Annotated in this window: 19 protein-coding genes and 1 other RNA gene; 5 read left to right on the forward strand and 15 right to left on the reverse strand. The window is 35.5% G+C overall.

Going from position 1 to position 23,161, the window contains the following annotated elements; genetic code table 11:
- Positions 1 to 178: 178 nt before the first annotated feature.
- From AC4BBX_RS06655 to AC4BBX_RS06665, 3 genes are all read right to left on the reverse strand, one after another.
- Positions 179 to 1,678: a phosphohexomutase domain-containing protein gene (locus tag AC4BBX_RS06655; RefSeq protein WP_490455656.1), complete on the reverse strand. Its 1,500-nt coding sequence runs from the start codon at positions 1,676 to 1,678 to the stop codon at positions 179 to 181.
- Positions 1,679 to 1,774: 96 nt separating this feature from the next.
- On the reverse strand, positions 1,775 to 3,553 hold the full coding sequence (locus AC4BBX_RS06660) for an ABC transporter ATP-binding protein (RefSeq protein ID WP_490455657.1): 1,779 nt from the start codon (positions 3,551 to 3,553) through the stop codon (positions 1,775 to 1,777).
- The gene (locus AC4BBX_RS06665) at positions 3,540 to 5,297 is read right to left on the reverse strand and encodes an ABC transporter ATP-binding protein (protein WP_490455658.1); all 1,758 of its coding nucleotides are present in this window, start codon (positions 5,295 to 5,297) and stop codon (positions 3,540 to 3,542) included. Before AC4BBX_RS06665 ends, AC4BBX_RS06660 begins: the two co-directional genes overlap by 14 nt.
- A 222-nt stretch (positions 5,298 to 5,519) precedes the next feature.
- Here AC4BBX_RS06665 and AC4BBX_RS06670 point away from each other — a divergent pair, with 222 nt between their 5' ends.
- The gene (locus tag AC4BBX_RS06670) at positions 5,520 to 6,338 is read left to right on the forward strand and encodes a helix-turn-helix domain-containing protein (protein WP_490455659.1); all 819 of its coding nucleotides are present in this window, start codon (positions 5,520 to 5,522) and stop codon (positions 6,336 to 6,338) included.
- A gap of 189 nt (positions 6,339 to 6,527) precedes the next feature.
- Here the strand turns inward: AC4BBX_RS06670 and AC4BBX_RS06675 are convergent, their stop codons facing one another.
- From AC4BBX_RS06675 to AC4BBX_RS06720, 10 genes are all read right to left on the reverse strand, one after another.
- The gene (locus tag AC4BBX_RS06675) at positions 6,528 to 7,037 is read right to left on the reverse strand and encodes a methylated-DNA--[protein]-cysteine S-methyltransferase (RefSeq protein WP_490455660.1); all 510 of its coding nucleotides are present in this window, start codon (positions 7,035 to 7,037) and stop codon (positions 6,528 to 6,530) included.
- Positions 7,038 to 7,153: 116 nt separating this feature from the next.
- Positions 7,154 to 8,632, reverse strand: a complete 1,479-nt coding sequence (locus tag AC4BBX_RS06680) for a PASTA domain-containing protein (protein ID WP_490455661.1) — start codon at positions 8,630 to 8,632, stop codon at positions 7,154 to 7,156.
- Positions 8,625 to 9,299: an ABC transporter ATP-binding protein gene (locus AC4BBX_RS06685; protein ID WP_490455662.1), complete on the reverse strand. Its 675-nt coding sequence runs from the start codon at positions 9,297 to 9,299 to the stop codon at positions 8,625 to 8,627. Before AC4BBX_RS06685 ends, AC4BBX_RS06680 begins: the two co-directional genes overlap by 8 nt.
- 14 nt (positions 9,300 to 9,313) lie before the next feature.
- Positions 9,314 to 10,813: an ABC transporter permease gene (locus AC4BBX_RS06690; RefSeq protein ID WP_490455663.1), complete on the reverse strand. Its 1,500-nt coding sequence runs from the start codon at positions 10,811 to 10,813 to the stop codon at positions 9,314 to 9,316.
- Between the two features lie 532 nt (positions 10,814 to 11,345).
- Positions 11,346 to 11,789, reverse strand: coding sequence for a D-aminoacyl-tRNA deacylase (gene dtd / locus AC4BBX_RS06695; protein ID WP_490455664.1), 444 nt, complete (start codon positions 11,787 to 11,789; stop codon positions 11,346 to 11,348).
- A 5-nt stretch (positions 11,790 to 11,794) separates the two neighbouring features.
- Positions 11,795 to 14,008, reverse strand: a complete 2,214-nt coding sequence (locus AC4BBX_RS06700) for a RelA/SpoT family protein (protein WP_490455665.1) — start codon at positions 14,006 to 14,008, stop codon at positions 11,795 to 11,797.
- 197 nt (positions 14,009 to 14,205) lie between these two features.
- A complete protein-coding gene (locus tag AC4BBX_RS06705) occupies positions 14,206 to 14,958 on the reverse strand; it encodes a 16S rRNA (uracil(1498)-N(3))-methyltransferase (RefSeq protein ID WP_490455666.1) in 753 nt (250 codons plus the stop codon).
- Complete coding sequence (gene prmA / locus AC4BBX_RS06710; RefSeq protein ID WP_490455667.1) at positions 14,959 to 15,906, reverse strand: 50S ribosomal protein L11 methyltransferase; 948 nt, start codon at positions 15,904 to 15,906, stop codon at positions 14,959 to 14,961.
- Positions 15,907 to 15,929: 23 nt separating this feature from the next.
- Positions 15,930 to 16,406, reverse strand: a complete 477-nt coding sequence (locus tag AC4BBX_RS06715) for a DUF3013 family protein (protein WP_490455668.1) — start codon at positions 16,404 to 16,406, stop codon at positions 15,930 to 15,932.
- A 112-nt stretch (positions 16,407 to 16,518) separates the two neighbouring features.
- Positions 16,519 to 17,139: a DNA-3-methyladenine glycosylase gene (locus AC4BBX_RS06720; protein WP_490455669.1), complete on the reverse strand. Its 621-nt coding sequence runs from the start codon at positions 17,137 to 17,139 to the stop codon at positions 16,519 to 16,521.
- Positions 17,140 to 17,326: 187 nt separating this feature from the next.
- Here AC4BBX_RS06720 and AC4BBX_RS06725 point away from each other — a divergent pair, with 187 nt between their 5' ends.
- From AC4BBX_RS06725 to AC4BBX_RS06740, 4 genes are all read left to right on the forward strand, one after another.
- Positions 17,327 to 18,604: a replication-associated recombination protein A gene (locus tag AC4BBX_RS06725; RefSeq protein ID WP_490455670.1), complete on the forward strand. Its 1,278-nt coding sequence runs from the start codon at positions 17,327 to 17,329 to the stop codon at positions 18,602 to 18,604.
- A 331-nt stretch (positions 18,605 to 18,935) separates the two neighbouring features.
- Positions 18,936 to 19,131, forward strand: a non-coding RNA gene (gene ssrS, locus AC4BBX_RS06730) — 6S RNA.
- 127 nt (positions 19,132 to 19,258) lie between these two features.
- A complete protein-coding gene (locus AC4BBX_RS06735; RefSeq protein ID WP_490455671.1) occupies positions 19,259 to 19,528 on the forward strand; it encodes a hypothetical protein in 270 nt (89 codons plus the stop codon).
- A 76-nt stretch (positions 19,529 to 19,604) separates the two neighbouring features.
- On the forward strand, positions 19,605 to 20,054 hold the full coding sequence (locus tag AC4BBX_RS06740) for a universal stress protein (RefSeq protein WP_490455672.1): 450 nt from the start codon (positions 19,605 to 19,607) through the stop codon (positions 20,052 to 20,054).
- A 730-nt stretch (positions 20,055 to 20,784) separates the two neighbouring features.
- Here the strand turns inward: AC4BBX_RS06740 and AC4BBX_RS06745 are convergent.
- Together AC4BBX_RS06745 and AC4BBX_RS06750 are read right to left on the reverse strand one after the other, a co-directional pair.
- Positions 20,785 to 22,365 carry a permease-like membrane multi-spanning protein gene (locus AC4BBX_RS06745; RefSeq protein ID WP_490455673.1) on the reverse strand — a complete coding sequence of 527 codons (1,581 nt, stop codon included), beginning with the start codon at positions 22,363 to 22,365 and terminating at the stop codon, positions 20,785 to 20,787.
- Positions 22,358 to 23,104, reverse strand: coding sequence for an ABC transporter ATP-binding protein (locus AC4BBX_RS06750; RefSeq protein ID WP_490455674.1), 747 nt, complete (start codon positions 23,102 to 23,104; stop codon positions 22,358 to 22,360). Before AC4BBX_RS06750 ends, AC4BBX_RS06745 begins: the two co-directional genes overlap by 8 nt.
- Positions 23,105 to 23,161: the final 57 nt, after the last annotated feature.

Below are 23,161 nucleotides of genomic sequence, written 5' to 3' on the forward strand. Positions count from 1 at the left end.
AACCACTTTCTATACTTTACCAAATTTCAATTCTTACGACTATTTTTATCGTAAAGATTAAGAAAAATTCTAATAATCATAAAAAAGCAGAGGAGGCTTATCCGTAAGCCCCTCTCTGTTTTTACTTTTTATAATCAATACTAGCTGGATACTGAAACTTTCTATACCTAATTAAATATTATGCTCCTAAGACAGCGATTAATTTTTCTTGATTCACTGTTGAATACTTGTCGATAAATTTTTGAAGTTCTCGTAAAACTTTAAAGTTGTTGCCTGCTTGATCGTTCTCTACTTGTAAAACGAGTAAAGGTTCATGCAAGCTCATGCGTACTAAGAACCAGCCCGAGCCAAATGGTGCAGATAATTTAAAGCGAATCCCTTCATCATTTTCAGGGTCCACTTGCCAGCCTGCTACTTCGATTTCAGCTAAGTCAGCAATCACTGTTTCTCCTAATTTACGATAATTGGCTTCTTCTAATTTAAAACGAACTTCTTGAGTTTCAACAGGTTGTTTTAGATCCGCAATCAAACCTTCTAATGTTTGTCCTTCAGATTGAAGTTGTGGTAATAACATTAAAATTTTAGCAATAACATAAGCGCCATCGTCTAAGAAATAATTTTCTTTAAATGCGGCATGTCCACTGGTTTCAATCGCTAATTGACAGTCAATTCCAGCTTGATTCAAAGAAATTGCTTTGTTAATGACATTACGATAACCAGAAATATAACGCACTTGTTTGCCATTCAACGACTCAATAAACTCTTTCAAGTGATCGGTTGTTGGTGAATTGGTTACAATGCTTGTACCAGGATGCTCGGCTAAGACAATTCGACTTAAAACAGCAATTAGATTATTTCGATTTAAGACATCTCCTGTTTTGGTAACAACTGCTGAGCGATCTACATCCGTATCAAAAATCACACCTAAATCTGCTTGATGATTCAAAACAGCTTGTTGAATACTTTCCATGGCTTCTTGATTGTCAGGATTAGGAATATGATTAGGGAAATTTCCATCAGGTTCTAAAAATTGTGAGCCCTTGGTGTCTGCACCTAAAGGAACTAAAACTTTATCCGCAAAAAAACCTCCTGCTCCATTTCCAGCATCGACAACAATTTTAAGACCAGTCAAAGGTTTTTCAGGGTTTCCTGTAATTCCTTGTCGAATCTTTTTAACCATATCTTCCGCGTAAGGGGTCAAAATATCTCCTTGAACAACTTCCCCTGCTTCTGAAGAAATTTCTTGAGTATGGGAAAGAATATAGGCAATATCTTCTTTTTCAGCACCACCATTTTGACTAAAAATCTTAACGCCATTAAAATAATATGGCAAATGACTAGCAGTTAACATCACGCCAGCATCACAGGAAAATTCTGTAAACTGTGTACTCATAAACATCGCTGGTGTGGTTGCTAAACCAAAATCAATCACTTTTACCCCTTGTGTCACAAGTGCGTTGACTAAAGCTTCCTTCAAAGATTGTCCACTCAAACGACTATCTTGTCCTACACCCACAGTTAAGGGACTCTCACTTTTTTGTCGTAACCAATGAATTAATCCTGAAGCAATTTTTTCCATTGCCTCAACAGTTAAATTTGCCTCATATTCTTCTGTTGCAATCGCAATTCCTCTAATATCCGAACCATTTTGTAATTTCGCTAAATCTAATGCTGTCATTCCTTCTTCCTCCTTTTTCTTGATTATAACCAAAAAAATAGAGTGTGAGAATCCTTTTTAGTAAAATTTACCAAAAAGCTTTCTCCACTCTATTAACTATGCTTGTACTAAGTCATATTGAGATTGATACAAGTGATGATACAACCCTCGTTCTTTCATCAATTCTTCGTGGGTCCCTGCTTCTACAAGCTCTCCACCTTGTACGTAGAAAATTTGTGAGCTATTTTTAATCGTTGATAAACGATGGGCAATAATAAAGGATGTTCTTCCTTTTAACAATTGTTGTAAACCTTCTTGCAGTAATTCTTCCGTCTTCGTGTCGATACTAGAAGTTGCTTCATCCAAAATTAGAATTTTCGGATCTGCTAACAAGGCACGGGCAAAGGAAATTAACTGGCGTTGCCCCGCAGATAAGGTACTTCCTCGTTCTTCGACCACGGTATGGTAACCATCTTTTAAATCCTTAATAAAATCGTGCGCTCGGACAACTTTAGCAGCTGCAATCACTTCTTCTTCCGTGGCATCTAATTTCCCATATTGAATATTTTCTAAAATAGTTCCACTAAAAACAAAAGTATCTTGCAACATCACACCCATTTGTGTCCGTAAAGATTTTAACGTTACCTCTCGAACATCATGACCGTCCACTTTGACACTACCTTCATTCACATCATAAAAACGGCTTAGTAAGTTAATAATTGTCGTTTTACCTGCACCCGTTGGTCCAACTAAAGCAATTGATTGACCCGGAGTAATTGTAAAGCTCACATTATTTAAAATGTTTTTGCCTTCTTCATAACGAAAGGTGACATGATCAAAGGTTACTTCTCCTAAAATCGGCGGTAGCTCTTTAGCATTTGGTGCGTCTTGAATGTCAGGTACTTCATCCATTGTCTCAAAGATTCGTTCCAAATAAGCGGTTGCCGTAATCAAAGAATTATAAAAGTTTCCAATATTAATCACTGGATTCCAAAAATTATTAATATAACCAATAAAGGCAATTAAAGTTCCTGTTGATACACTGACACCAATTTGACGAATCCCGACAAAATAAATCAAACACGTCGTCAATACCGCGATATTTTGAACTCCTGGCCATAAAAGAAATTGTACTCTAACAGCTTTCATCCAAGAGGTTCGGTATTCATCACTAACTTCATTAAAAATGTCATAATTTTTTTGTTCACGGGCAAACGATTGTGTGACTTTAATTCCAGAAATACTTTCGTGAATATACGCATTTAAATTCGATTGCTTGTTACTTAGTTCTTGGAAAGCTTTCCGTTGTTTGTTTTTAATCACTATCACAATGATAAATAAAACAGGTAGTAGCGCTAAGCTGTAAAAAGTCAGTTTTACATCAATAAAAAACATAAAAGCCAAAGTAATAATTACACTAAAAATATCAGAAATTAAATTGATGAGTCCATTACTTAATAAGTCACTTAATGTATTGATATAGTTCACAACACGGATTAAAATTTTTCCATGAGGACGATTATCAAAATAAGAAAATGGTAAACGTTGTAAATGCTCAAAAATCGAAAATCGCATATCTTTTAAAATATCTTGACCAATTTCAGTAATCGCAATAATTCGATATTTCATACACCAAGCAACAAATAGTAGCGATAGGAAAAAGACAACACCTAAGATTGCTAATAAGGTTAAATCTGCTTGGGGAATAACATCATCAATGGCTATTTTTGTAAAGTAAGGCCCTAACATACCTGCTGCATTCGCTAAAATAATGATGATTAAGACTTTTAAAATGGGTTGTTTATAGGGTTTTACATAACCACCTAAACGTTTATAGTGAGACCAATTAAATTCTTGTTCTAATTCCTCATCTACATCGAATTTATTTCGAGCCATCTTGGTCCACCTCCCCGTTTACTAAACCTAATTGTTTTTGATAAATTTCATAATAGAAACCTTTTTTAGCCACTAACTCTTGATGGGTACCCGATTCAATGACATGCCCTTTTGCCATCATTAAAATGATATCTGCATCTCGCACTGATGAAATTCGATGAGCAATAATAAAGGTCGTTTTTTCTTCCGTTAACTTTGATAATTCTTTTTGAATTTTCGATTCAGTTTCCATATCAACGGCCGAGGTTGTGTCGTCTAAAATTAAAATAGAAGGATCTTTAGCTAATGCTCTTGCAAGAGAAATCCGTTGTTTTTGCCCTCCAGAAAGACCTACCCCACGTTCACCAACAATTGTTTCATATCCTTCCGGCATTTTGCTGATAAAAGCATGGGCATCGGCAATTTCAGCAACTCTTTGAATATAATTTGGTTCCACATGAGGATTCCCAAAAGCAATATTTTCTTCAATCGTATTTGAGAATAAGAAAACATCTTGCATAACCATCGCAATATTTTCTCGTAGTTGTCGGACTGGATAACTTTTTGCATCTTTGCCGTCAATTAAAACTTGACCTGAAGTCGGATCATAAAAACGAGCTACCAAATTGACTAAGGTGGTTTTCCCAGAACCTGTTTCGCCTAAAATTCCAATCGTTTGACCCGGATGAATATCAAAAGAAACATCTGTTAATACATTGGTATTTTCATCGTCAGAAAAATGGAAATAAACATTTTTGAACTCTACATTCCCACGAATTTTGGCAGTGTCTTCTTGAATTTCAACTGGAATTTGTGCTTTTGTATTAAGCATTTGACGGATTTTCAAACACGAAGCTGAAAAACGCTGAGCATCATTGATTAACCAGCCACTCATCCGCATTGGTTGATTTAACATCCATAAGAAACCATTAAATGTAATTAGATTACCTAACGTCATGTCACCACGAATAACTAACCAACCACCAAGAATTAAAGTAATCAAATTCAAGCTAGAAGCCAACATATCCAACCAAGGTAGAAAACGAGCAGACACTTTTGCAGAAGCTAAATTTTTATCTTTATAATCTTCATTGTGTTTATTAAATTTTTCAATTTCAAAATCTTCACGAGCAAAGGCTTTTACCACACGATTTCCACCGATATTTTCTTCAACCATGGAGTTTAATCTAGAAAAACTTTCTCGAATCTCAAAGAAAATCGGATAGGCTCTACTAGACATTCTAGCAGTTAGAAAATAAATAAAAGGCGTCACCGCAACCAGTGCTAACATCAATGGAAAGTTGATCGTTCCCATCATGATAATGGCTGTTAAAAACCATAGAATACACTCTATAATATTATAAGAAACCCATGACACAAAATGACGAATCGCATCGGTATCACCAGTCATTCGTGCCATAATATCTCCGACACGAGTATGATTAAAGAAATCAAAATCCAATTCCTGTAATTTTTTGTACATATCTTGTCTCAAAGCAAACAAAACATTTTGTCCTGTTTGTTCGAACATCATTTGATAGGAATAACGGATCGCGGTTCTAAATACGGTAATACCCACCATTAAACCTAACAATGGGAGTAATAAGTCTACTTGACCTTGTTGAATGACTCGGTCGACTAACATTCCCGTTACCACAGGATTGACAATAATCATCAGCGAGTTTGCTAGTAAAAAAATTAATGCTAGAATAATTTGAAATTTATATTTTCTCGCATATTGCCAAATCCATTGAAAATTGTTCATTTTTTGTTCCTCCTTATTTTTACTAATTTATAAAGCTACTTTGTTTCAATGAATTTAAATTTTCAAAAAACAAAAGTTTGAGTTTTATTCTCTTTCTATCATACCGTGATAACTTTTAAATAGAATGGAATATCCTAGTTAAAAGAATGTAAATTTCTGTCATTTTTTTGAGGTTTAAAGGTATAATAACTTTATCTAATTTTTTGCAAAGGACTTATAATCATGTTAAAAAATATCCAAGAATTTAATCCGACCATTTATTATGCTTTTGATGCTTGGAATCAGCCTTTAAATGAGACCGCTAAACACCATCATGATTTTTTTGAAATCAGCATTTTGCTAGAAGGAGAAGGCTATTATTTGATTGATGGACATTGGCAAAGTATTTCAAGTGGAAAAATCCTTTTATTTAACCCTGGTGTAGAACATGGCGAAAAGCAGCTACCCGATACTTATTCCCACCAATTACACATCGGTATCGGCGATTTCCAACTAGAAAATTTACCAAAAAACAACTTTCCTGATTCAAAAATTATTTTGACCAATCAAAAAAATCAGATAAAAATTTTTGATAAAGCTTGGCAGTTAATTAATGAGTTTAATCAGCAGCATTCTAATTTTAATCTGATTTGTAAAGGCTTAGTTCTTGAGATTATGGGCTTACTTTTACAAGGTTTAGCTGACAATACAAATGAAAATCCCACAAGAACGGATCGATTGAATCAAGCCGTTCACTTAATTATTACTTATATGGAAAATAATTTTGCCAAAGATTTAACGATTGAACAATTAGCAACGACTCACTTTGTTAGTCCTACCTATTTGTCACGGATTTTTAAAGAAGTTACTGGCGTATCTCCGATTACCTATTTAATCCAAATCCGACTAAAAGAAGCCTATAAATTATTAGAACAAAATCAAATAACCATTAAAGAAGTCGCTAAAGCAGTTGGCTATGAAGATGCCTATCATTTCAGTAAATCTTTCAAAAAGTTTTACGGATTTGCTCCTTCTAAATTGCAAAAAAATCGTGGTGCGTAAATTTATTGACTAGATACCACTATTCTCTTATCTAATATATTCACTAAAAACTGGAAGAAGCGAACGGATAAAATTCTCTAATTGTTTTTTGAAGAACTAACCCATCGATTTTTCAGAGATTCGATCTGATAAAAATCACAATAAAAAAAACTTGAAGTTCCAGCACTTGGAGACTTCAAGCTTTTTATTTTATCGCTTGACCTGACTATAATCTAATCCCTCAATTTTAAGTAGTTTTCTTTTTAGAGGTAAACCACCTCGGAATCCCGTCAAAGAACCATCTTTTCCTAAGACTCGATGACAGGGAACAATGATTAATAATGGATTTCTTCCGACCGCATTAGCTACTGCTCGAACGGCTGTTGGACGCCCGATTTTTTCTGCCAGTTCACTATAATTCGTTATCGTACCATACTGTACCTGTAAAAGTTCTTGCCATACTTCTTTTTGAAATTCAGTTCCCACCAAATCTAATGGAAAGGTAAATTGATCGTTTTGATTAGTAAAATAGTCTTTTATCGGTTGAACATACGCTGTTAAGATTTCTGGGTTTTCAGTCACAGAATAACCTTTGAAAAATTTAGGCAACGTTTCGTAGCTATTTTCAAGAACACCAAAATACGCCAATCCTTTTTCAGTGGCAGCTAAAATATACTGAGTATCCTCAATTTCAATAGTGGCAGTCGCTAGTTCTTTCACTTTATTCACCTCATTAATTTTCTTTACTATATCTTATTTTTGATGAAAAGAAAAAGAGTGTGTCCTACAAGTTTCAACAACTTGAAGAACACCACTCTGCTTTTCAATTACTCGATTTATTCTGTAACATCGGAGTAAGTTTCTACTTCAGGCACTTCATTAACGGGTGGCGTCTCAATAATTGGAGGAGCTTCAATTGGCGCACTCATATTCCCCAAACTAATTCCAATGTAGATGGTACATTCGATTGATAGGAATTGGCTATAGTGACTCATTTCTACGACCGTTCCTTTAGGTTCATAAGAATCTACATAGTACACTTCATAATAAATGTAGGCACCTTTGGATTGATATTCATCAAAGAATAATTTTGGTAAATCACCTTCTTGAACAGAACCTCGTAAATCTTTGATGTAAGGTTGTCCTTCTGAGTAGACAACTTCCACTGGTGGAATGGTATCTCCTTCTCCATATTCTGTTCCTGGTTCAACCGATTGGCTAATGAAACTTCCATAACTGGTCAGAGTTGAATAAACACTCTTAATAACCACTGGAATAGTTGCCTCAATGCCTGTTGCTTCTTCCATTGTATAGAAAGAATAGTCAGGAACAACAATTGCCTTACCTTTTGAAACAGTGACTACAAATTCTTCTTGTTTTGCAACTTTGTCATTAGCGGCTGTGCCTTGAGAAACCACTTGGTCGATAGGAATCTCTTTCGAAAATTCTTCTTCTACAGTTAATTTCAATTCGTTTTTCTTCGCCCAATCAGTCACTTCTGCTAAAGTTTTTCCTTTAAAATCAGGTACATTAATATCTTTTTCAAAGACTTCTTTTCCTTTTGAGTAGTAAATATTCAAGCGATCTTTCCGACGATAATCTTCTAAGTTTAATTCTTTATTGGCTGCTTCTTGGCGAATAAAGCTTCCTGAATCAATACTTTCGTCAAAGGATTCGATTAAGGTAACATTGTTTGCTTTGTTTTCTTCAATCCAAGCACTGGCCGCAGATTTATCCAATTCATTAAAGTTTGGTAATTCAATTGGTTCTTCTGGATCTGCCCCTAAACTACTCGCCAAAGTTAAGGTCTTTCCTTTTCGAATTTTTTTACCTGCTTCTACATCTTGAGAGATAACTTGATTGATATCGACATCAAAATCGTATTCCTGATTCACTTTGATCGCTACACCCTCTTCACTGCCCCACGAACGAGCTTCTGAAATATTCTCATTTGCAAAGTCAGGTACTTTTACATGGGTTAACTGATAATAAGTAAAGGACAATAGAACCACTGCCAACAAAGAGATCAAAGCAATCAGAAGATACTTACGTCGCTGACGCTTCTTATATGTCGGATCAAATTCAGTTTCTTCCGTTTGATAACGGCTAACGGGAGGAACTTTTTCTTTTTCTCTTCGTTCACTTCTGGAAGTAGGCTTTGCTTCTTCTGATTGATTAACGGACGCTTCTACAAGTGAAGTTCCTTCCTCTGCTTCAACATCTGGAGAATCTTTTTCTATCTCTTTTGAATCAGAAGCAAGTTTTTTCTTACCGTCATAACTTTCCTTACTAAAATTAGATAAAAAATCACTCATATGGTCTCAACACACCTTTTCTTAAATACAACATTTCATCTGCCTGTTCGGCAATTTCATTGGAGTGAGTGACTACGATGACACATTTATTATGGGTATGAGCCAACTCTTTGAAGATATCAACAATTTCTTGTTCCATTTCTTCGTCCAAGTTTCCTGTCGGCTCATCCGCCAAAATAATATCTACATTCGTTGCTAGGGCACGAGCAATGGCTACCCGTTGTTGTTCCCCCCCAGATAATTGATTCACTAAACGATCTGCTTTATCGCGAGTAATGCCAATATAATCTAATAGATTATACGCTACTTCACGATGATCTGCAGGTAAATCGTTATCAGTAATCGACATTGGTACCAACACATTCTCCACAGCCGTTAGGTAAGGAATCAGATTGTAACTTTGAAAGATAATACTAATATCATTTCTGCGATATTTTTCATAACCTAGTTCTTTAATATCTTTTCCATTTAATAAAACCGCACCACCCTTTGGTGCATCCAAAGCACTAATTAAAGATAGAAAAGTTGTTTTTCCTGAACCTGACTGCCCTAAAATTGTATAGAAAGTTCCTTTTTCAAAAGCAACTGAAGTATCTTTTAAAATATAGCGACGTTGGTCCCCATCTTGATAGTAGTAATCAACATTTTTTGTTTCTAATAAAGTCATTTATTCCTTCCTCCTTACATCATAATTTTCTTAGGATTTAAGCGTAGAATATAGAGCAATGGTAAGATCGCTGACAATAGAACAGTTCCTAAGCCTAATAACAAGTAACTGATAATATAACCGGTTGAGAAAGTTACTTTATAAGCAGCTTGAATATCTTCGTAAGAAACACCTGAATTCATCATGTCTCCATAAGAGTAATATATGTCTTGGTTTCCATTCAGCCAATCCGTTTGTAGCAAGGAGTCAGAAACTGCACTACCTAGTAAATTCCCAGTAACTAAAGAAAGAACTAAAGCAACCGCACTTGTTAAGACTAATTCCACAACAATTTGTCCGATAATTTCTGTACGACTCTCACCTAAAGATAGATAAATTCCTAATTCATGCTTACGATCACGTAAGAATAATAGAACTACCAAGGAAATAATCAGAATTGTAGCTAAGACGGCAATAACAACTACGTAACTAGAAATTGTACCTAATTTTTTCATGCCTCCAGCTACTTGTTCATATTCATCTACTGAAGCACGAACAGCATAAAATTCATTCGATAACAATACATTAGCTTCTTCACGGAAAGGTTCTACATCATCCACTGTATTTAATACAAAGATCGTATTATAGTAGTTGTTGTCATCAATTTGTTCTAGTTCTTCTTCCGTATATTGATATAATTTTTCATTTTGCTCTCTATTAAAAGCTTGCATCGTTTTATTTGGCGCATAAATCGTATTGATTTGTTCTGTCGCCATCCAGTCGGCTTCACTCATGCCTTCTTCTGGATTGCTTGGTTGTTCATCTGCTTTACGGATAACAGAAAAAGTTCCAACAATTTTTACAGGAAAATCAAATGTCAAAACAGAAGCGTCGTTATCTTCCGATTCACCATCTTCTTCAAAGATGTAATTTTCTTCAGAAGCGTCGATCACAAGTGTATCTCCCACAGTAACATTATTTAATTCTGCTACTTCTTTACTAATAATCGCTACATTATTTCCATCTTGGATGTCTTGTTCACTGAATAATTCTCCTGTTTCCAGTTTAATTAATCCTTCTTCAATATCTAACATTTGACTACGGTTCACACCTTTACCATTAAAACGGTGTTTAACCCCTCCGTCATACATCATTCCCGAACCCTCAGGAGAATATGATTTGATATTGTTTGTCCCTATCCAAGCATTCACAGAGTAATCAAAATATTTTACATAAGGTAGCTCTCCCAAAGACTCATATTCTTCAATAGTCGGCGGTTTAACTAACTCCATATATTCTTCTTCTGTCAAATCTGGATTTTCGTTCGCATATTTTTCCCACTTTTCATAGTCCATATCAACCGTTGCTCTTGCACCCATTTGACGTTTGGTTTCTTTTTCAACATTTTGAGTAGATTGTTGGATAGCTACCGAACCAGCGATGACATTTCCTAAAATAAAAATAACTAAAAATAAGATAAACGAACGTCCTTTTCTTCTTGTCACACTTTTAAGTGCTCGTTGCCAAAACTTCATGCTATTATTCCTCCTCAACACTTTTTTTATTTATTATTCCACTGTTACAAATATATTACAATCCTTTTTCGAAGTCTTTCACATACCTCCTTTTTTCTTTAAATGAAAAACAAGCATTTAAAGAAAAAAACAAATTAAAAAGCTTGATTTATCGGCTTTATTTTGACTAATAACCGCTATTTTTTCTTAACAATTACTAACTAACAGTTTTGTAAGACAATCTGTTAGTATAAATTTTTGTTAACGAGAAACTTTAGATTTTCTTCTTTTTACTTAAAATAAATCATAATAATTTTATTAGAAGAAGGATAACTATTTAGCTAGTCTAGCATAAAAAATTCACTAACAACTATTTTTATCCTGAACGCTGCATATCTTGTCCTGAACGCAAAAATTACTGCCTAGTTAGGTATGAATTCATTCCCAAAATAATGACTATTACTTATAAAAACTAATATTCAATTAATTAAAAAAACGGGATAGCATTTACAAAACTCCTAGAAGTTCAGTAAATGTTATCCCGTCAGTGTTGTTATTCTCGTGTGTCTAAAATAATAGTAACTGGACCGTCATTAATCAATGATACTTTCATATCAGCACCAAATTCACCAGTAGCTACCGGAATTCCTTCAGACTGTAGTCCTTGATTAAATGCTTCATAAAGCGGAATCGCTATATCTGGTTTAGCGGCTTTAATGAAACTTGGACGATTGCCCTTTTTAGTTTCTGCATACAAAGTAAATTGTGAAATGCTTAAAACACTTCCTGAAACAGCTGCAATGTTCCGATTCATTTTGCCTGCTTCATCTTCAAAAACACGCAACTTAGCAATCTTTCCCACTAAATATTCGACATCTTTTAATGTATCTTCTTCGTGAATACCTAGTAAAATCATAAAACCTTGATTAATCTCTCCAACTACTTGCCGATCAATTACAACATTTGCTTCACTTACTCGCTGTACTACTGCACGCATACTATTTATCCTTTCACTCGATGCACACTATAGACATCTGGTATTTGTTTAATTTTCTCAACAATTGTTTGTAGATGAGATAGGTTTTGAATGGAAACTGTTAAACGAATCGTTGCTTGTTTATCGTTGTTCGAGCGAGCATCTACACTAACAATTCTTCTTGATTGGGAGCTAATAGTTTGTAAGACATCGTTTAGTAAACCAGAACGATCGTAACCATGAATTTCAACATCGGCATCGTATTCCTTTTTACTGTTGGTCGTATCTTCCCACTCAACTTCAATTAAGCGACTTTCATTTTCAGGAGAATTTGTTACATTTGGACAATCTGCACGATGGATCGAGATTCCTCGTCCTTTCGTAATGTAACCAACAATGTCATCACCTGGTACTGGATTACAGCAACGACTAATACGAATTAATAGATTTTGCACGCCTTGAATGACAATGCCACCTTCATGACGAATTTTCATCTTTTCAGGTTCTTTTTTCGCAGGTTGATTCATCATATCTTGTACACGTTGTTTTTCTTTTTCGATCTGTTGTTCACGACGTTCTTCTTCAGTTAAACGATTGGCCACTGTCGTAGAACTAACCTCACCATATCCAACTGCCGCAAATAAATCTTCATCCGTTTGATAGTTGAAACGTTGTAAGGCTTCTTGCATTTTAGATTTGCTTAACATTTCTTTAGGAACAAAGCCCATTTCTTGCAGAGATTTAACGACTGCTTCATGACCTTTTTCGATGTTTTCATCACGGTCTTGCGTTTTTAAGAAACGCTTGATTTTATTTTTGGCTTTACTTGTAGCTACTAATTTCAACCAATCGCGATTAGGACCTGCAGAATTAGTGGATGTCATGATTTCAACAATATCGCCATTTTTTAATTTATAGTCTAATTGCACCATTTTGCCGTTAATTTTAGCACCAACTGTTTTCTTCCCAATATCTGTATGAATATTAAAGGCAAAATCCAATGGTCCTGAACCTTTAGGCAATTCTGACACATCACCTTTCGGCGTAAATACATACACCTTATCACTAAAGATGTCCCCTTTCACACCTTCCATAAATTCGGAAGCGTCAAAGCTTTCATCTTGTAATTCCAACAACTCTTTGAACCAAGAAACTTGGTGGGTCACAGCATCTGACTCAACTTGTTCTGTCCGTCCTTCTTTATATGCCCAGTGTGCTGCCACCCCAAATTCAGCAATTTCATGCATTTCATGAGTTCTAATTTGAATTTCTACTGGGTTGCCTTTAGGTCCAATAACAGTCGTGTGAATCGATTGATACATATTTTCCTTCGGCATGGCAATATAGTCTTTAAAACGTCCCGGCATCGGTTTCCATTTTGTATGAATGGCTCCTAATACGGCATAACAATCTTTAATCGAATCGACAATCACTCGAATAGCCAATAAATCATAAATTTCGTCAAATTGCTTTTTCTTGTCTACCATTTTCCGATAGATAGAATAAATATGTTTCGGACGACCATAAATTTCGGCATAAATATCCAGTTCTTCTGTCGCAATGCGAATTTCTTCCACCGCTTCAGCTACGTAAGACTCTCGTTCTTCCCGCTTAGATTGCATCAAATGAACAATACGATAATATTGTTTTGGATTTAAGTAGCGTAAAGCTTTATCTTCCAATTCCCATTTAATGCGACTAATCCCTAAGCGATGAGCCAATGGAGCATAAATTTCAATCGTTTCTTGAGCAATTCTTCTTTGTTTGTCTTCTCGTAAGTGATTCAATGTCCGCATATTATGCAGGCGGTCGGCTAATTTCACCATGATTACCCGCAAGTCTTGCGCCATCGCAATCAACATTTTGCGGTGATTTTCTGCTAGTTGTTCTTCATGTGATTTGTATTTAATTTTACCTAGTTTCGTTACGCCATCAACAAGCATGGCTACATCTGGACCAAATTCTTCTTCCAAATCTTTTAAGGTTACATCGGTGTCTTCCACCACATCATGCAAAAAGCCAGTAGCAATCGTGTGAGGATCCATGTGTAATTCTGCTAAGATTCCTGCAACTTGAATTGGATGAATAATATAGGGTTCACCTGATTTACGAAATTGCCCGTCGTGGGCTGCTGTGGCATAGTCCAACGCCTTTTGAACAAAAGCCACATGTTCATCACTCATATAGTAAGCTACTAATTTAATGACACTTGGGCCAGACATAATACTTTCTTTTGCCATAGTGGAACCCTCCTTTTAAAAAAAGGTCTGGACGACTTGCCCAGACTTTCTCATCGTGTATACAAGAGAAAACAGAACTAATAGTAAAAACAGCATTCCCGTTTTCTCTATACTCTCATTTTATCCCTAAATACCAGTTTTATTATACAAATTTTTTGCAATTTTTTCAAACTAAGAAATTGCTAGAAATCAACGTGTTATCTAGCTAACTCCAATTGATAGCTTGCCGCACTTAATAAATAGAACGGAGCTGTTTCAGTCCTTAAAATACGCGGTCCTAACCCACATAATTTTCCTCCCGCATTTACGAGAGTTTCGACTTCGTTTGGCGTTAAGCCTCCTTCAGGACCAAAAATAGCCAGTACCCGACTCCCTGAATCAATAGTTTGGAATATTTGCGCTAACTGAGCAGTCTCTCCCTGCTTTGCGGATTCTTCATAAGCCACAATAATCACATCATAATTCGTTAGTTTTTGAAAAAATTCTGTCTCATTCATCAATAATTCAATTGTTGGTGTAATTTGGCGATGGGATTGTTCCGCTGCTTCTTGAGCGATTTTTTCTAAACGTTGCTGTTTTTTACTGAGTTTTTTGCCATCCCATTTCACCACAGAAGTTTTGGCTGGGAAACCAATAAAACTAGCTGCTCCTAGCTCTGTTCCTTTTTGAACGACTAATTCTAGCTTGTCTCCTTTTGGATAACCACTGGCAATTGTTATTTGAATCGGCAACTCTTTTTTCTGCTGCTCTTTGGCAACTTCAATTAATACGACTGCTTCTTCCGTTATTTCACTGATTTCTGCAATAATTGATACTTGATTGTCAAATGCCAAAAACACTTGGTCTCCTGTAGACATCCGCATTACACGAATCATATGATGATAAGCTTCTCCATGAACATCATAGCTTTCTTGTTTTTGGTAAGGTTCTTTTAAAAAATATCGTTGCATTTATTCTTCCTCAGGTTTCTTTAATAAAATCGCATACCAATCTTTTTGTTGGAAAATTTGATCCACAACAAATCCTTGGGCTTCCATTCCATCAATTACCATCTGTTTCTTTTCCTCAATGATCCCTGAAACAATCAAAGTCCCAGTTGTTTTCAGCAAACGCCAAGCATCTTCAATCATCAAGACAATGATATCTGCCAAAATATTGGCCACAATAATGTCCGCCTCAATTTCGACTCCTTTTAGTAGGTCATTGGCGCTAACGTGAACATCTTTTGCTACCTCATTTAAATCCATGTTTTCTTGGGCCGCTTGAACTGCCACATCATCTAAGTCAAAAGCATAGACATCATTTGCCCCAAAATATTTACTGGCAATACTTAATACTCCTGAACCTGTTCCAACATCTAAAATTGTTTCATTCCCACGAATGGCAACCTCCAAAGCTTGTAAGGTTAAACGTGTGGTGGGATGTGTTCCCGTACCAAAAGCCATTCCTGGATCTAAAGTAATAATTTTTTCATCGACATGTTGAGGCGTATATTCTTCCCAACTTGGAACAATCGTTAAATATCTTGAAATTCTCACTGGATGGTAGTATTTTTTCCAAGCAGTGGCCCAATTTTCTTCCGCAACTTCACTGACTGTGACTTCATTTTTTCCAATAGCTAAACCAAACTCAGGTAATTTAGCGACCCGTTCTTTGATAAAAGGTAAAATTTCTGGTAAAAAAATGGTTTCTGGAAAATAAGCTGCTACATAGGCTCCTTCATCCAAAGTTGTATAGGTCTCACGATCCAAGATTTCTCCATAAATATCACCTTGAAAGTTTTCGATATCTAAAGAATCTTCAATTGCTACACCACTAGCCCCAGCTTCCATCAAAATATTGGCTACCGCTTCGACAGCTTCACTAGCTGTTTCTATCTTTACTTCATTCCATTTCATTCGTCATTCTCCTCTAGTCCGTCCTAATAGCTAGGATAAGGTAAATAGCTTGTATCTGTATATTTATCAACATAGTCTTGGAATTTTTGTTCTGAGAAATGTAATTCAAAAACTTCCGCTTCTTCATCTGCTAAAAAGTCCAACAAATCACTTTGTCCTTGATCCAAGATTTCTTGTAAATAATCCACAAGTCCATCTAACACATTTTTAGGAATCCCTTTTTTTCCTTCAAAAGGGATTTTAACTAAATAATCTTCTTCGTCAAAAGAAGATTTTAGAGGATTAAACAGTAAAATTCCATCTTCAAACTCAATAATTTCTTCTTCTGAAGCTATACCCTCTACGTCATCTATAGTTGCACCATTATTATTTTCAGCAAATAAGCGAAAAATAATTTCGGCCGTATGATTGCGAGCATCCCAATCAATCGCCACATCATATTCAGTAATTTTTTTCGTTAATTGTTTATCTAAATAAGTTAACATCGTTTCTTTTGCCATTTGATTTCTCCTCTAAATAAAGTATTAGGTTATTTCGTTTCAATATTAGTCATTTTTATGACTATCATTCTACTAGTTTGGAGTTTCTAGTAAATGGGAATGATCTCTTTTCTTACAGCCAGCCATGGTTGGCATCTATGTCATTTTTGCGAATTTTAGTGACATAAGGATTCCCTTTTGCTACAAAACGTAAAGGCATTTCCGTCCATTCCCCTTTATTAGGGATTCCAATTCTAGGTAATTCTTCAATTTCTTTGGGTTCTCGTCTTTTTTCAGGTATGAGGTGCAAAGAGCTAGTAAAAATCGATTCTCCATAAAGTTCTGGGGAAATTCCTAAAGCAGCCACTAATTTTCCCGGACCATTGGATAAATCTTTGCCAATTTTCCCACGATTTTTTTCCATCACAGCCAAACCTTCTACTGGTTCAAAACCACGAATCATCACACCTTGAGGAATTCCCACTGGTTGAGTGACCATATTAAGAATTAAGTGTGTATGCATCGAATAAAGATAGATTGTCCCTGGTTTTTGATACATCGCTTTTACTCTGGGTGTTTTTCGCATACCAAAGCTATGGGCTGCTTGATCTTCTGGTCCTAAGTAAGCTTCACAATCAACGATATAACCTCCTAGTTTTCCTTGAGGTGTCTCATGTTCCAAATACATGCCCACTAAATAACGAGCAATTTCAACTGTCGAATGGGTGTTAAAAATCTCTTGTACTTCTTTCATCAAATCCTCTTTTTCCAATTAAAAATGTACGTGCAAAGTTTTAATATCATTGCACTTTGCTTCTCATCTATCATACACAATTCTGCGCTTCCTTGCTATCCTAAAAACTTTTTTAATCACAAAAAACGAATGTACGTTTGCTTTTATGCTATACTATAGAGAGAATTTAAAAGGAAGGATGTTGATTATGCAACAACCTCTTGCTTATCGTATGCGACCTCGTGATCTAGACGAAGTCGTTGGACAACAACATCTGGTAGGTGAAGGAAAAATCATCCGTCGAATGGTAGAAGCAAAAATGCTTTCTTCTATGATTTTATATGGTCCTCCAGGTACTGGGAAGACAAGTATAGCCAGTGCGATTGCTGGCTCCACTCGCTATGCCTTTCGGATGTTAAATGCCGCCACTGATACCAAAAAAGATTTACAAATTGTCGCCGAAGAAGCTCGGATGAGTGGAACCGTCATTTTATTATTAGATGAAGTGCATCGTTTGGACAAAACGAAGCAAGATTTTTTACTCCCTCATCTAGAGAGCGGCAAAATTATTATGATTGGTGCCACCACTGAAAATCCATATATCACAATCAATCCGGCGATTCGCAGTCGAACACAAATTTTTGAAGTTTTTCCGTTAGAAGAAGCAGATATTTTAAAAGCTGTAGATCAGGCTCTAGCTGATAACGAACGTGGTTTAGGGGAGTACCCAGTTGACTTAGCTGAAAATGCTCGTTTACATCTTTCTCGCTCAACCAATGGCGACTTACGCAGTGCTTTAAACGGACTTGAATTAGCTGTGAGATCTACTCCACCATCAGAAGATGCACAAATTCATTTGACTTTAGGAGTTATTGAAGAGTGTGTTCAAAGAAAAGCTCTGACTCATGATAAAGATGGCGATGCTCATTATGATGTTATTTCAGCTTTACAAAAATCAATTCGCGGAAGTGACGTCGACGCTGCTTTGCATTATCTCGGTCGTTTAATTGAAGCGGGTGATTTGGCAATTATTTGTCGTCGTTTAATGGTCATCGGGTACGAAGATATCGGTCTTGCTAATCCTAATGCCGCTTCAAGAACCGTTAGTGCTGTATTGGCAGCCGAACGTTTAGGTCTACCTGAAGCTCGGATACCTTTGTCACAAGTAGTCGTTGATTTATGCCTTTCACCAAAATCAAATAGTGCCCACACAGCTTTAGATGATGCGATTGCCGATATTCGTCAAGGTAAAGCTGGTGATGTGCCTAGTCACTTACGAGACAGCCATTATAAAGGAGCCAAAGAATTAAATCGTGGGATTGGCTATCAGTATCCGCATGATTTTGAAGATGCTTGGGTCAATCAACAATATCTACCTGATAAACTTAAAAGCAAAACCTACTATCAACCAAAAACAACTGGAAAATATGAGCAAGCATTAGGCATGCGTTACCAACAATTACAAAGTCGAAAAAAAAATAAGTAATCGACTTTTTATTAGAAATAACTAATAAAAACTGAACATTTAATTGTGAGAAATGACAGACTATTCAAGTTAACAATGGGAATTTTCCTACCTATTGATTTGCCGACTTTTGAGACTATTTTGTTAACGTAAAATTTGCCGTTAGAACAACGAAAACTGCGCTGTCACCAAAAGGAACCAACGGGAGACTATTGGCTCCAGTTGATTCCAAGGTCGACAAAAGCAGACTTCGTTGTGTAGTGTAGCGAATGGTAATGATACATCAGGAAACGCTTTCTTTTTAGAGGTTCTTCTATTGATACTTTTTTGTGGTTATGCTAATATAGAAGTGGGAAATCTGTGATGTACGAGTTATCCTTATTTAGTGTTGACCGAACATTTTTATTGATATCTTGGGATCTGTCCGGTGTTGTAGTTGGTAACATGCCTTATCATTTGGTAGTTCGAAAACTATAACCGTAGAACCCACCTGCTAGAATTTGCGGGATCAATACTCCGGGACGAAAAACGGCATCGACGGATCTTACCCATATTTTTTCAAGTAAACCTCTTACCTTTTGGTGAGAGGTTTTTTCATTCATTGCAGTTTCTAAGAAGTTCTTCTATACTTGACTTAAGGAATGATAGATTACTTACTTTTTTGGAGGAATTCCCATGATTACTTTCTTGCTATTATTTATGGCAGCTATCTTATTATTTTTAGGTGCCACACTCATTCAACAAAATTTGTTTTATTCAATGATTGAAAGAAATGACGTAAATAGTCGCTTTTTAAAAAATTACGGATATATTTTTGTGTTATTGGGCTTGATTAGTGTTGCTCTAATTTTTGTGAATCAAACAGTTGTTACTTTATTTTTCATTGCTGTAATGATGGTTGTTTCTGCATTATTTAGTATGCAGTTTTCAAAAAAAATGCATTAAATCCAGCGAATTATTTTTTCTTTTTTCATTAAAATAGCTTACAATATAAGTAAGATAGAAGAGAGGATGTGTTATTATGCTACAACAATATAAAAGAATTATGGTCGCAGTGGATGGATCCAAAGAAGCCGAGATTGCTTTCAAAAAAGCGGTGAATGTCGCAAAAAGAAACCAAGCTTCCTTGCTATTGGTTCATGTTATTGATACTCGGGCTTTTCAATCTGTTACTTCCTTTGATACCGTTCTTGCAGAACAAGCAACTGAGATGGCAAAAGCATCTTTAAAAGAGTATGAAAGCACTGCTCTAGGGCAAGGTGTTAGTAATGTAGAAACTACGATTGAGTACGGTTCTCCAAAGGTTTTAATTGCTAAACATATTCCTGAAGACAAAGAAGTCGACTTAATTATGCTAGGTGCAACTGGCTTAAATGCCGTTGAAAGATTATTCATCGGATCCGTATCGGAATATGTTATCCGCCATGCCTCTTGTGATGTATTGATTGTACGTACAGACACTGAGGAATAAGCAAAAAAACAAGGAATTTCTAATTAAATTAGAAATTCCTTGTTTTTCATTGAGGGAGTTACGTCCCAGGGGTTATTGTGAAAGATGAATAGAATTCATCTTGTACACCATATATCCAGCAACGAAAAACTATCGTTGTTTATATATTTAACCATGATAATTACAGAATGTAAATACCTTTATCTAAATTTTCAGAATATTTTCTAAAAATAAAATTTTAGTTTTTTTACAAAATAAAAACAAACTCAAAATAACCACATTAGTCATCATCTTGAACTTGTTTTATAAACTTGCTCATATTGCTTCGGCAATGGTATTTGGGTGACTTAAAGGATTATTCCTTTAAGTCTTTTATTTTGCTCGCAATCCCCAGCACTAGATTAACTAGTATCAGAATTACTATAATGTTTTGCAACATTATATTTAAGAACGTAACCTTTCCCGTTACCATTGTTTTTCATTGGCACTCCCTCCTCGACCAACGATTTCTAGAATTCGCGATCTGGTGGTAGGGGTAGTACCAAGGCCTCACAATAACTGCACTTGTATGACAGTAAATCTGATATTTTTTCTCCTCAATAATAATTACTCAAAAAAATTCTAAATGTATTAAAAATTTTCAATAAAATAAAAAGAGCAGAAAGCCGATAAAACATGCTCTCTGTCCCTTAAACAATCCTTCTTAATTTTGGTTATAAAAATTCTTATACTAAGTTTTTAGATAAAATAATTAATCAATTTTTTCCCAAAAGTTTTTTTGATAGTACAATTGCCACTGAACTGCTAATACGATGAATGTTAAAAATACAGGGATATCAATAATATAGGAATACCTTGTTACTCCTAAACCATAGAGGACTAATAAGATTCCCCCACCAAAAATTAACCCCATCATCATAAATGCGATACCCCAATTGCCCGCACCTCTTGTAAATAATTGACTGATATTGATCCAATAAAGATTGAGCAGTCGATAATCTCTAACGAAATAGCGTTGAGCAAACAGATAGGTTCCCACTAGTGTCCCCACAATTAAACTAAGTAAATGTAGGATAGGGACACGGAAAAATAGCCCAGTTGCTATTACAATAAATCCATTAATCATTCCTTGAATAATACATACAAAAAGAAGTTTTTCCTTCAGGTATTGTTTCATCGATAAAGGTAATGAAAGAATATAAAGGAAATTTTCTTTGTCTAGAGAAATAATGTTTCCTGCAAAAGACATTGGGTTGACAGAGAGCGTGGAGAAGACTACACCAACGAAAAAAGCCATTCCTAAATAACGAATATCTAAGAATGAAAGATTCAAACGATTAGTGATACCAAAAGTAAGGATAAAAATAACCGGCATCAATACTGAATTCGAGAATACTTGCATAATTAAGTTGGGATCTTTGATCAATTGAGCATTGTAACTGAATAGTTGTTGTCGCAAATTTTGATTGCTTTTACGCTTGCGCTTGATAGAACTACTTTTTGACGAAGCATCTAGTAATTGCTCGTATAATTTTGGCAAGAGGGTTCTTTTCATCAAATAAAGCATTCCCACTGTCAATACGACAAGCCCCAAAATACCCATGATTCCTCTAGTGGTAAACGGACTGGTCACTGCATAATAGAAAGGTAACAACGGCAAGATATTGCTGCGATCGAGACCCATACTTTCTATATTTCCTGATTGTCTGTTCATCATCAAGATACCTACTACAGCAATCCCCGTTGAAAATACCAATAATAAACTAGTGACTGTTTGCTTATGTTTTTTGAAAAAAGCTGTTCGAGTGAGACCAAAAACAATAAAGCTACATAAACTAAAAATCAACGCTACGAATAAGAAAAATAAAATCAATCCTAGGATAACAGCCAGTCCCAAGAATACTCTTGCTTGAATACCAGCTAAAATAAACACTGCTAATATTGGTAAAATGAAAGGAATCACCGTCATGGCAACTACTAAAATTTTTGCTATAAAAATTTCATTCTGTTTAAAAGGCAAGGGTAAATAGGCTGGTAAATCTTGACTCTCAAAAAAGACATTGTAAATAGTTGAAACCCCTTGAGAAAATGCAATGATTCCAAATAAAGCCACGTAATAAGTAAAAAATCCTGGCATTTCATTAAAATTTAACATTGACATTAAAAAACCATATACAACTAGAAAAAGACCTCCTGACAATAGGTATTGCATCAAGATATAACGTGTTAATTTTGCCCCACTTTTACCTGACTTTCGCGCTTTGTCAGTCACTTGTGGATTAGCGTATCTCAAGTTAACTTTGATCAGTTCAGTTATTTGTTTTTTATTCATGAGTGCCCTCCACTTCTTGAGATTGTCGACCTGTCATTTTCAAGTAGATAGATTCCAATGATTCTGCTGGCGCAGTTGCCAATAAATCGGCCACGGATCCGTTGTAGAGTAACTCTCCTTTTTTCAGAATAGCCAACTGATCACACAATTGTTGTGCTGTATCTAACACATGGGTAGAAAAAATGACTGTTTTCCCTTTATCAGCATGGGCTCGCATCATTTCTTTTAAATCAAAAGCAGCTTGGGGATCTAATCCTTGTAAAGGCTCATCTAAAATCCAGATATCAGGATCGGATAACAAGGCGCCGATAATAATTGTTTTTTGACGCATCCCGTGTGAAAAGCTAGCTAAAGTTTCTTCTTGATGAGATAACATATCAAACAGTTTACCCAGCATTTGAACTCGTTCATCCTTAACTACTGGTTCAATTTCATAAGCTGCAGCCATTAAGTCCCAATATTCCCCTGCTGTTAATTGTAGAAATAAATCTGGCGAGTCTGGAACATAACCAATTTTCTTTTTTATTTCTTGACGATGTTCGGTTAACGCTAATCCATCTACTGTAATTGTTCCTTGAGTCGGTTGAATGATACTAACTAAACTCTTAATTGTAGTGGATTTCCCGGCACCATTGTGTCCTAAGAAGCCAAAAATTTCACCCTGATTAATGGTTAAGCTTAAATTTTCCAAGGCTGTTTTGTTTCCATAACGTTTACTAATATTATTTAATTCGATCATGTCTACACTTCCTTTCTTTCATTGTATCAAAAAAACAGATGGAAGTATAAATTCCAC

This window comes from Enterococcus sp. AMC1157 (genome assembly GCF_058216555.1).

Bases quoted from the DNA above. Each gene is read 5' to 3' on its own strand.
- AC4BBX_RS06655 (WP_490455656.1), bottom strand. From the start codon at position 1,678: ATGACAGCATTAGATTTAGCGAAATTACAAAATGGTTCGGATATTAGA.
- AC4BBX_RS06660 (WP_490455657.1), bottom strand. From the start codon at position 3,553: ATGGCTCGAAATAAATTCGATGTAGATGAGGAATTAGAACAAGAATTT.
- AC4BBX_RS06665 (WP_490455658.1), bottom strand. From the start codon at position 5,297: ATGAACAATTTTCAATGGATTTGGCAATATGCGAGAAAATATAAATTT.
- AC4BBX_RS06670 (WP_490455659.1), top strand. From the start codon at position 5,520: ATGTTAAAAAATATCCAAGAATTTAATCCGACCATTTATTATGCTTTT.
- AC4BBX_RS06680 (WP_490455661.1), bottom strand. From the start codon at position 8,632: ATGAGTGATTTTTTATCTAATTTTAGTAAGGAAAGTTATGACGGTAAG.
- AC4BBX_RS06685 (WP_490455662.1), bottom strand. From the start codon at position 9,299: ATGACTTTATTAGAAACAAAAAATGTTGATTACTACTATCAAGATGGG.
- AC4BBX_RS06690 (WP_490455663.1), bottom strand. From the start codon at position 10,813: ATGAAGTTTTGGCAACGAGCACTTAAAAGTGTGACAAGAAGAAAAGGA.
- dtd (WP_490455664.1), bottom strand. From the start codon at position 11,789: ATGCGTGCAGTAGTACAGCGAGTAAGTGAAGCAAATGTTGTAATTGAT.
- AC4BBX_RS06700 (WP_490455665.1), bottom strand. From the start codon at position 14,008: ATGGCAAAAGAAAGTATTATGTCTGGCCCAAGTGTCATTAAATTAGTA.
- AC4BBX_RS06705 (WP_490455666.1), bottom strand. From the start codon at position 14,958: ATGCAACGATATTTTTTAAAAGAACCTTACCAAAAACAAGAAAGCTAT.
- prmA (WP_490455667.1), bottom strand. From the start codon at position 15,906: ATGAAATGGAATGAAGTAAAGATAGAAACAGCTAGTGAAGCTGTCGAA.
- AC4BBX_RS06715 (WP_490455668.1), bottom strand. From the start codon at position 16,406: ATGGCAAAAGAAACGATGTTAACTTATTTAGATAAACAATTAACGAAA.
- AC4BBX_RS06720 (WP_490455669.1), bottom strand. From the start codon at position 17,139: ATGAAAGAAGTACAAGAGATTTTTAACACCCATTCGACAGTTGAAATT.
- AC4BBX_RS06725 (WP_490455670.1), top strand. From the start codon at position 17,327: ATGCAACAACCTCTTGCTTATCGTATGCGACCTCGTGATCTAGACGAA.
- AC4BBX_RS06735 (WP_490455671.1), top strand. From the start codon at position 19,259: ATGATTACTTTCTTGCTATTATTTATGGCAGCTATCTTATTATTTTTA.
- AC4BBX_RS06740 (WP_490455672.1), top strand. From the start codon at position 19,605: ATGCTACAACAATATAAAAGAATTATGGTCGCAGTGGATGGATCCAAA.
- AC4BBX_RS06745 (WP_490455673.1), bottom strand. From the start codon at position 22,365: ATGAATAAAAAACAAATAACTGAACTGATCAAAGTTAACTTGAGATAC.
- AC4BBX_RS06750 (WP_490455674.1), bottom strand. From the start codon at position 23,104: ATGATCGAATTAAATAATATTAGTAAACGTTATGGAAACAAAACAGCC.